The organism is Arthrobacter sp. 05T442, assembly GCF_056395945.1.
Genome location: NZ_JBFTKM010000038.1, coordinates 1 through 9,290 on the forward strand (window position 1 = coordinate 1; position 9,290 = coordinate 9,290).

6 protein-coding genes and 2 pseudogenes are annotated in these 9,290 nt (G+C 66.4%); 2 read left to right on the forward strand and 6 right to left on the reverse strand.

The genetic code is table 11. From position 1 onward, the window contains the following. A pseudogene (locus AC1DES_RS18920) lies at positions 1–566 on the reverse strand (hypothetical protein); the annotation flags it as partial. A gap of 434 nt (positions 567–1,000) precedes the next feature. Between AC1DES_RS18920 and AC1DES_RS18925 the strand changes: the two are divergent. Continuing rightward, positions 1,001–2,381: pseudogene (locus tag AC1DES_RS18925) on the forward strand (YibE/F family protein). A gap of 959 nt (positions 2,382–3,340) precedes the next feature. Here AC1DES_RS18925 and AC1DES_RS18930 read toward each other — a convergent pair. The 4 genes from AC1DES_RS18930 to xylA all read right to left on the reverse strand — a co-directional run bounded on the left by AC1DES_RS18930 (position 3,341) and on the right by xylA (position 7,336). Next, entirely contained in the window at positions 3,341–3,766 is a 426-nt protein-coding gene (locus AC1DES_RS18930; RefSeq protein WP_476897241.1) for a family 43 glycosylhydrolase, read from the reverse strand. Continuing rightward, complete coding sequence (locus AC1DES_RS18935; RefSeq protein WP_476897242.1) at positions 3,745–4,641, reverse strand: aldose 1-epimerase family protein; 897 nt, start codon at positions 4,639–4,641, stop codon at positions 3,745–3,747. Before AC1DES_RS18935 ends, AC1DES_RS18930 begins: the two co-directional genes overlap by 22 nt. Beyond that, complete coding sequence (gene xylB / locus AC1DES_RS18940; RefSeq protein WP_476897243.1) at positions 4,638–6,065, reverse strand: xylulokinase; 1,428 nt, start codon at positions 6,063–6,065, stop codon at positions 4,638–4,640. The genes AC1DES_RS18935 and xylB overlap by 4 nt, the downstream gene beginning before the upstream one ends. An 83-nt stretch (positions 6,066–6,148) precedes the next feature. Next, positions 6,149–7,336, reverse strand: a complete 1,188-nt coding sequence (gene xylA / locus AC1DES_RS18945; RefSeq protein ID WP_476897244.1) for a xylose isomerase — start codon at positions 7,334–7,336, stop codon at positions 6,149–6,151. Positions 7,337–7,467: 131 nt separating this feature from the next. On the opposite strand from xylA, the gene AC1DES_RS18950 reads away from it, so the two are divergent. Then, positions 7,468–8,754: an ROK family protein gene (locus tag AC1DES_RS18950; protein ID WP_476897245.1), complete on the forward strand. Its 1,287-nt coding sequence runs from the start codon at positions 7,468–7,470 to the stop codon at positions 8,752–8,754. 14 nt (positions 8,755–8,768) lie between these two features. On the opposite strand, the gene AC1DES_RS18955 is transcribed toward AC1DES_RS18950, so the two are convergent. Continuing rightward, positions 8,769–9,290 (reverse strand): maleylpyruvate isomerase family mycothiol-dependent enzyme (locus AC1DES_RS18955; protein WP_476897246.1); only part of this gene is annotated, 522 nt, incomplete at its 5' end.

A 9,290-nucleotide genomic window follows, 5' to 3' on the forward strand; every position in this document is an offset into this window, starting at 1 on the left:
GGTTTGGACGCGCAGTTCGTCTGCGCGGACGCCGCCGCTCCGGGAATCCAGTTCTTGAGCCTGTTCAGGTTGCTGCCGGGATCAATGCTGCCGGCAATTTTTCCGAACTGGTAGGCGGTGGAGTAGATCCCGACGTCGGCCCCGATGCTCTGCAGATATGCGGTCATGCCCTCCAGGTCTGCCGCGTTGGCACCGGTGTCGGGTGACCAGCTGTTCCCGGTTTCCACATCCAGCCACCAGAGACGGTGGGCCGGGTCGGGGACGCCGCGAAGATTAACATCGTCGAAGGCCATGGCGTAGCCGTACGTGTAGGCACACGCCGCAGTGGAGGCGCCGTCGCACATCCCGTAGGGGTTGGTAACTTCCTTCCCGGCGTAGACGTTCGATGCGGGCCACCACCAGGGTCCGCCGGGGCCTGGATTGGCGGTGTTGACGTACACCGGAACCGGGGTCCCGGCCAGCGCACCGGCGGTGCCTGCGCCCCAGGCCAGCTGCGTGGCCAGACAAGGATTCGTGGTCTCGGGCCGGCCGCCGTTCACGCCGATGATAGCGAACTGCGCGGGCATCGGAAGGTCAGCGCCGCACTGAGGCCAGGAGATGTCGTTTCCCAACGCCGCGGCATCAGGAGGAGGAGCCCCCGGAGCATCGTCCGCGGCAAAGGCCGGACCGGCCTGCCACCCGAAAAGAAGGCAAGCAAGAACAAGAATTCTTGCGGATTTCATGAACGGCCCCCGCCTCCGAACGAACAGCAACGGGCCGGCAGCGGCCCACTTCGAATCCTAGGAGTACCGCCAATGATGGTCACGGGTGGTCGTTACTGGACTTGACTGCGTCATTCCTGACCGGACAAGCGTTTCGTACTTGCCTTCACCGGCTGGCGGCACCCGGCGGACCAGCCGGCGCGGCCGAGGCCTGGCCGGGGCGCCGGGTCATCCCGGACGCGGTTGGCCTGACATCGGCCGCGGGGCACTTATCCTCGAATCATGAGGTTGAGCAGCTGATGGGCCATGGACATGCACACACCGGATCCGGGGAGGGTCCGTCCGCCCGGGCGGTAGCCGGGCGGCGCAGGGCCAACATCCTGCTTCTGGCCGTTCTCGCCCCGCTGGCGGTCTTGACGGTGGCGGCGATGGTGCTGATGTGGCCCACGGGCGACCGCGGGGACCTGAAGATCACGAGCCCGTATGCTGCCGCACCCGGGGTCAGCTTCGACACCGGGACGGTGCAAAGCGCCGGCACGGAGGACTGTCCATCCTCCGCTGCGGTCGTCGCAGCCGGGGGGACCGGAGCCAAGTGCCTGGTCGCCCACACCCAGCCGGAGCAGGGCGGGAATCTCGTCACCGTGGAGATCACCCCGGAGATCGCCAAATCCCACGGGGTCAAGGCAGGGGACAAACTGCGTTACCTCAACCTGTCCAAGGTTGTCCCTGCCAACGCGGGATCGCAGTACGTCTTCGTGGACTTTGTCCGCACTGTGCCGGTGCTGCTCCTGGCGCTGCTGTACGCCGTGACGGTGATCGCCGTCGCCCGCTGGCGCGGCCTGCGCGCGATCATCGGCCTGGTCGGTGCCTACGTCATCCTGGCCACGTTTGTCCTCCCTGCCCTGCTGGAGGGCCGCCCCGCCCTCCCCGTGGCCCTGGCCGGAGCCGCCGCCATCATGTTCGGTGTCCTGTATTTCGCCCATGGATTCTCCGCGCGGACCTCCACGGCCCTGCTGGGCACCCTCTTCGGCCTGGGCATCACAGCGCTGCTGGCAACCTGGGCAGTATCGGCCGCATACCTGACCGGCATCGGGGACGAAAACACTTACCAGCTGATCAACGTCTCCGACAAACTCTCCATCTCCGGGATCATCACCTGCGGGCTGATCATCTCGGGTCTGGGCGTGCTCAATGACGTCACCATCACCCAGTCCTCTGCCGTCTGGGAACTTCACGAACTGGCCCCCCGCGACGACGGCACGGAACCTGTTCACCTCCGCGATGCGCATCGGCCGGGACCACATCGCCTCCACCGTCTACACCATCGCCTTCGCCTACGCCGGGGCCGCGTTGCCGGTGCTGATTCTGGTCATGCTCTATGACCGGCCCCTGCTGGATGCCCTCACCAGCGGCCAGCTCGCCGAAGAAGTCGTGCGCACCCTCGCCGCCTCCATCGGACTAGTCCTGGCCGTGCCCGTCACGACCCTCCTCGCCGTCCTCGTCGTCAAAGCCACCGGCCGGTCCCGCGAGGACGGCCACACGAGCCACCCTCAGGAACCACACCCCCTTGCAGGAACCAGCGCGGCCCCGCCCGACAGCATCAACGACAACGCAGCGCTCGAAGCCGTTTACGAATCCCGCCGCGAACGCCGCCAGGCGACACAAGGCGCCGGCAGATAAGCAACCCCTGAACCGCCAGCGGCCACCACCCGGCGGACCGGGCCGGTCCGGAATCCCACGGAAATGAAGTGTCTGACCTGCCGCAGAATCGGTCCACGAGGGCGCTGACAACCAAGGCGGCCCTCCATCGCATTTCCACCGCCCGCCATAGCAAGAAAGGGCCTCGCTGTGCGCGGGCAGCAAAGGCGTTTTCCTTTACTTTTTTGCTGCTGTCCGTTGGATCCTACGTGCCCGCTCCACCGGCGCAACCGTCCTGCGGACGGCAGCGCACCGGATGGCTCGCACTCGGCGCTTCGCTGATTTCCTCACCCAACCCATCCGCTGCTTGCCCTGCGGGTTGCCCCGGCTCCGCCGGGCACAGCTACGCGATGCTCCGCCAGCAGGAAAAAAATATGGTGGGGGAGAGGGAAGCCGGTACTCCAGGCACCCGCCCCGCCTCAGCGAAACGGAGGAATCACCCCATGAGCCAAGCAACAGCCACCCGCCGCCGCACCGCGGACACCGCGGAATCGGTGAACGCCCCGACCCTTCCTGCCGACAACAGGGCAGGGGATGGGTACGACTGGATGGACACCCTCGAAGACACCCCCTGGTCCGTGCTGCCGAACTGGGGCAGTGAGGGCTGGGACGCCGGATCCTGGCCCTACATCATCTTCGCCATTGCCCGCACCCGGGACGTGAGCGGGGAACTGTTCGGCTACGGCACCTACGTCGAGGGCGACACCGCCGCGCACTGGGTCCGGTCCCAGGACGCCTGCTTCGCAGCGGTCACCGCAGAGGTGTACTTCCACTGGGCCTCCGGGCAGTCCGACGGCCCCGACAACCCCCGCCACCGCTGCCGAACTGCCGGACCAGGACCGGAAACCTTACCCCGGCTGGAGGGCCTAGAAACACTTTCGGTGTCCCGGCCACCAACCGGCCGGGACACCCGAAAGGCAGGCCAACATCCGTTGACAACATCATTGAGATTCCCACGCAATATCCGGATCGATGCCCCGAGTTCCCGGTATCCGGACCGGCTCGCTCCATGGCCCGGCGGCGGCGTCTTTGGCCCGCAGCAGAAGATGGCCTTGACCGCCGTCGCTCATGTTCGTTGTGACAAACCAGGATTCACCATTGTGGTGCCTGAGGGTCGATCCAAAGATTCCGCCTGAAGGACGGCCGTCTCCCGCCGCGAACTGGCTGCGCCGGGTGAGGATGTTTCCAATCTGTTCCCACGACACGAGGTCCCGGCTATGGAAGATCGGCGCTCCGGGAAAGTATTCAAAACTCGACGTGGCCAGATAAAAGTCATCGCCGACCCTGCAGATCGTGGGATCCGGATGGAAGCCCGGGATGACGGGTGTGAAGGCCGCAGATGCGCTCACAGGGCAAAGATTCTCCACGTAACTTCGTGCCTTTCAGCTGGGTCCAAGCGAATGAGGTCTGTGCCGCCGTTAAAGGCGTCCGGCGGGCAGGTCATGGGTTCCACGGCGAGGCCCAGGCGAGTCGGGAAGGGGTGGTGTTTGTCCGCGGTGTGGATCTGCAGCCAAGTGCTGCTTCGATCCCATTCCATGCCGACACCTGTGCCGCCGGGGTCGCGGATGAGGAGCCGTGCGCGCCCGTCAGCGTAGAAATCCATTCCCGTGAAGGCGTGGTCGATCCCAGTAGCTCCTATCTGGCGTGGACTTCGGAAATCAAACTCGTGGCCTCGCAGCCGTCGGCTCCCGACGGGCAGCAGCCGGTCCGGTGTCACTGCCAGGAACTCTTCGGCTGCGAACTGCAGCGTCCATTCGTCCAAAGGTGCCGGTCCGGCGACCAGGTAAGGATGCGGGCAAACCCCATATGGTGCCGTTTTGTCCCCCACATTCGTCGCAGTGACGCTAAGACAGAGGCCGTCGGCGTCCAACCGGTATTGGGCCTGGAGATCCAGCGTGAACGGGTAGCCCGGCGATGGCGTGATGGAACAGGCCAGGGTCACCCATGAATCACCGCGGTCCTTGAGGCTCCAGTCCATCGTGAACGCCAGGCCGTGGAGGGCGCACGCCCTGTCGGGTTCGTTGACGGGCAGCTGGTGGCTCCGTCCCATAAAGGTGTAGGCCCCATCCGCGATGCGGTTTGGCCAGGGAGCCGCGATGATTCCCCTGAAATCCGGAATTGGTCCACCAGCGGGAAAGGAGACAATCAGGTCCCTGTCCTGGTGCCGGAGTCGGCGCAGCGCTCCGCCGCGTGCCGTGATGTCGGCGAGATACCCGCCGTCGTGGATGGCGTATTCCTTCACGTACCCACCTTGTAGTGTGCCGCCGCGCTCCGGTAGCGCTCCAGGATGTGGGGTGAGGGCGGTTCGGTAACTGTCACCGCGGGCCCACCCTTCCAGACGGGGAACGATCCGGACAGCACGCCGGCTGCCTGCCGTGCCGCCCCGTCGGCGACATACTCCCCGGGCTGCGGGACAGTGACGGGAAGGCCGAAGATGGATGCCGCGGCCTGCTGCACCGCGGCTGACCTTGCGCCGCCCCCGACCAGGAAGATCCGCTGCGCTTCCACACCCTGCGCCGCCAGGGCGGCCAGGCCGTCGGCGAGGGAACATAGCACGCCTTCGACGGCGGCTCGTGCCAGGTTCGCCGGCGTGTAGTTCGCCCGGGTGATGCCGTGCAGCGAACCTGCCGCTTCGGGGAGGTTGGGTGTCCGCTCGCCGTCAAAGTACGGGACCAGCGTCAGTCCGCCGGCTCCTGCCGGGGCCGCCAGCGCCAGCTCGTTGAATTCGGCCAGGCTGAGGTCCAGCAAGGCTGCCGTGGCGTCGAAGATGCGCGTTGCGTTGAGCGTGCAGGCGAGGGGCAGATAATTGCCGGTGGCATCCGCGAATCCTGCTACGAGCCCGGACTCATCCGCCGCGGGAGTGGATGATACAGCGAACACGGTTCCGGACGTGCCCAGTGAGACGACGACGTCGCCCACGCCCGCACCGACGCCCAGCGCGGCGGCGGCGTTATCCCCGGCCCCCGGTCCTATGAGCGCCCCTTCCGGGGTTTTGCCGGCGATATCCAGTGGGCCGACGACGGCGGGAAGAAGTGGGAGGTGGCCGAGGATCTTTTCGAGGGCGTCCGGAAGGTACTTGCCCGCGGACGCGGAGTAGTAGCCGGTGCCGGAAGCGTCCGAGCGGTCGGTGCGGAGTGCCGCCAGCCCGGCCTCGCCGCTGCCGGCGCCGAAACCTGCCAGGCGCCAGGAGAGCCAGTCGTGGGGAAGGCAGACGGCGGCAACGCGCGCTGCGTTAGCTGGTTCGTTTTCGGCGAGCCAGCGGAGCTTCGTGATGGTCAGCGAGGCCACCGGAACTGTTCCCGTGGCGCGGGACCAGTATCTGGCACCCTCCGCTGGGTCGCCATCGCCGGCATCCCGGATCAGCTCCAGCGCGGCTGGCGCGCTCCGTGTGTCGTTCCACAGCAGCGCCGGGCGGATGACTTCGCCGGTGCTGTCGAGGCAGACCATGCCGTGCTGCTGGCCGCCGACGGAGACCGCGCTGACATCGGCGAGTCCGCCTGCCTGCCTGATGGCTTCCTTCAGGGCGTTCCACCACTGGTCGGGGTGGACCTCGGTTCCGTCCGGGTGGCTGGCGCGTCCCTGGCGCACCAGCTCACCGGTGTCCGCGTCGCGGACCACCACCTTGCAGGACTGGGTGGAGCTGTCGATTCCGGCAACGAGGCCCATGGGGTTTCCTTTGATGCATCGGCGCCGCCGGAATGCCAGTGACTCCGGCGGCGCCTTGATGCTGTTGTGAGGGTGCCTGCGTTTTAGCGGGCGTTGAGCAGGTGCTCGATGGCGAGCTGGTTGAGACGCACGAAGGCGAAGGAGCGCTCGGCGGCGGCATCGGCGTCGAACTCCGCGAACGCGGACGAGTCTGCCAGCAGGTCTGCTGTGGTCTCACCCGCGGCCAGGGTGGGTTCGCCGAGTTCGAACACACCGGAGGTCTTCAGCGCTTCCTGCACCGCAGGGTCGGAACGGAAGGCGAGGGCGCGTTCCTTGAGCAGCAGGTACATGGCCATGTTTGACTTCGCGGATTCCCAGACGCCGTCGTAGTCGTCGGTGCGGGAGGGCTTGTAGTCGAAGTGACGCGGGCCGTCGTACTTGGGACCGCCGTTGGGGAAGCCGTTCTCGAGCAGGTCCACGGTGAAGAAAGCGCTCGTCAGGTCGCCGTGGCCGAATACCAGGTCCTGGTCATACTTGATGCCGCGCTGGCCGTTGAGGTCGATGTGGAAGAGCTTTCCGGCCCAGAGAGCCTGCGCAATTCCGTGGGTGAAGTTCAGCCCGGCCATCTGCTCGTGACCGGTTTCCGGGTTCAGGCCCACGATGTCGCCGTGTTCGAGCTGGGCAATGAAGGCCAGGCCATGGCCCACGGTCGGCAGGAAAATGTCGCCGCGGGGCTCGTTGGGCTTGGGTTCCAGGGCGATCCGCAGCCCGTAGCCCTTGTCCTTGATGTAAGCGGCAGCGGTGTCGACGCCCTCTTTCATGCGGTCCAGCGCGGCGGACAGGTCCTTGGAGCCATCGTATTCACTGCCTTCGCGTCCGCCCCACATGACAAACGTTTCGGCGCCCAGCTCGGCAGCGAGGTCGATGTTCTGCAGGACCTTGCTAAGCGCGAACCTGCGGACGGAGCGGTCGTTGGAGGTGAAGCCGCCGTCCTTGAAGACCGGGTGGCTGAACAGGTTGGTGGTCACCATGGGGGTCTTAAGGCCGGTTTCCTGCAGTGCGGTGCGGAAATTCTTCAGGATCAGGTCGCGCTCGGAGGCCGTGGCATCGAACGGGATCAGGTCGTTGTCGTGGAAAGTGATGCCGTAGGCGCCGAGTTCGCTGAGTTTGTGCACTGCCTCTACGGGGTCCAGAGGCTTCCTGGTGGCTACACCGAAGGGGTCCGCTCCGGTCCAGCCGACGGTCCATAGGCCGAAGGTGAACTTGTCGCCGGGTGTGGGCGTAAGAGTCATGATGCATCCTTGCATTCGGGGGGACCGGGGGACCCCGGGTTTTAGTTTATCGCTTGAACTATATAAGGGGCGTCAGTTATGGTCAATAGGACGAGGCTGCCCGTTGGGTACAAACTTCAGAGGAGGGCCGCATGGCCAGTTCGGCAGCGTTGTCCGGTTACACCGATGCGGGGGGCCCGGGCAGCATGGGTGACATCCGCCGCGCCAACCTGGCCCTGGTCCTCGGTCGTATTGGGCAGTCCGGGGCAGGCCGGCACCTGACCCGGGCCCAGATTGCCGCCGCCACCGGCCTCACAAAAGCGTCCGTGTCCAGTTTGGTGTTGGACCTCCTCGACGCCGGCATCGTCAGGGAAATGGGACTGAATCCGCAGGGTGAGCGAGGACGGCCCGGGGTAGGTCTGGAGCTGAATCCCGCCAGGGGCGTGATGGGCATGGAAATCAACGTCGACTACATCTCCGCGGCCGTGACCGACCTGGCCGGCAATCTGTTACTCCAGGAATCGCGGGAGCAGGACAACCGCAACGCTGCCCCCGGTGCCGTGGCGGCGGCGCTGGCAGGCCTGGCAGCTGAACTCAGGGGTATGGCGGACGCACTCGGGGTCCGCGTGCTGGGCGGCGGGCTCGCCGTTCCGGGGCTCGTTGATGACAGAACCGGAACGGTTATCACGGCTCCCAACCTGGGCTGGAACACCGAGGTCCTGGACCTGGGTGCCCTGCTTCCCCACGTGCCCTTGGGCACCATGTTGTTCAACGAAGCCAACGCAGCAGCACTCGCCGAGCTCCGGCATCGTTCTGCCGGTGGCGGCGATTTTCTGTTTGTCTCCGGCGAGGTCGGGGTCGGCGGCGGGTTGGTGATTGGCTCTGAGCCGTTTACCGGTCCGCAGGGGCACGCCGGTGAGCTGGGACACGTCGTGGTCCGGCCGGACGGTGTGGCCTGTTCCTGTGGCGGCACAGGCTGCCTGGAAACCGTGGCTGGGCAGGACGCAATCCTGGCTGCGGCCGGCATTCCTTCCGCGGAATTCACAGGGCGCCGGAACGCCCCGCAACGCGAGGACGTCGCGGGCGGATATCACTCGCGGTCCGAGCGCCTGGCGCGGCTGAAGGCGGCGCTCCTCGAAGGGGAGCCGAGGGCTGTGGAGGCAGTAACCACGGCCGGCGCCTTTCTGGGCATGGCCGTGGCATCAACCGCCCGGCTCCTCAACATTTCATCAGTGGTCCTCAGCGGGCACTTCGCCGTTTTGGGGGACTGGATCAGGCCAGCCCTGTTGGAGAGCCTGACAAAACACGCCCCGGGCGTCCTTCGGCCCGAGAGTATTGGCTTTTCAGCTGTCGGGCAGTCGGGCGCAGTCTTGGGAGCTGCGGGGAGTGTGGTGCGGACCGTGATGGAGACACCGCACCGGGTTTTCGATATGACGTAGGGTGCGCCCTTGCCTCAGATCCATGTGGGTGCGGCAGGAACTGGGCCGCCACCGTTGGGGGAAGCGTCCGTGCCGGGCCCGACGGCGGTCACGCCGCGGGTGCCGCGGCCGGCGGCCCATGCGGTGATGGCGGGGAGGGTGCCCGAGATGGTGGTGGGGGATTGTGCGGTGGTGTCGCCGAAGGTGAAGTTCCGGTCCGTGGCGTTGATGAGGAGACCCTCATCGGTGCCGCGGGTGTGCCAGGCGCCGGTGATGTCGGCAAGGAGCCGTTCGAGGACGGGTTCCGGGATGTCTGCGAATGTGGCGCCGTTGTCGAGGTCGACGGCGTGGATCCAGACTTCGCGGGTGCGCATCCAGACCGTTTCGGTGGCGGGGACTTCCCGGCCCTGGATGGTCCGGACCGTGCGGTGCCAGGCGTCCTCGGGCAGGTCCCGCCATTCGACGTTCAGGTGCACGGCGGAGTGGTCGAAAAGGTGCCGCAGCGCGATCGGGGACAGCGTGGCGCCGAAACCGATTTCGTGGTCCCGGACCTCGGT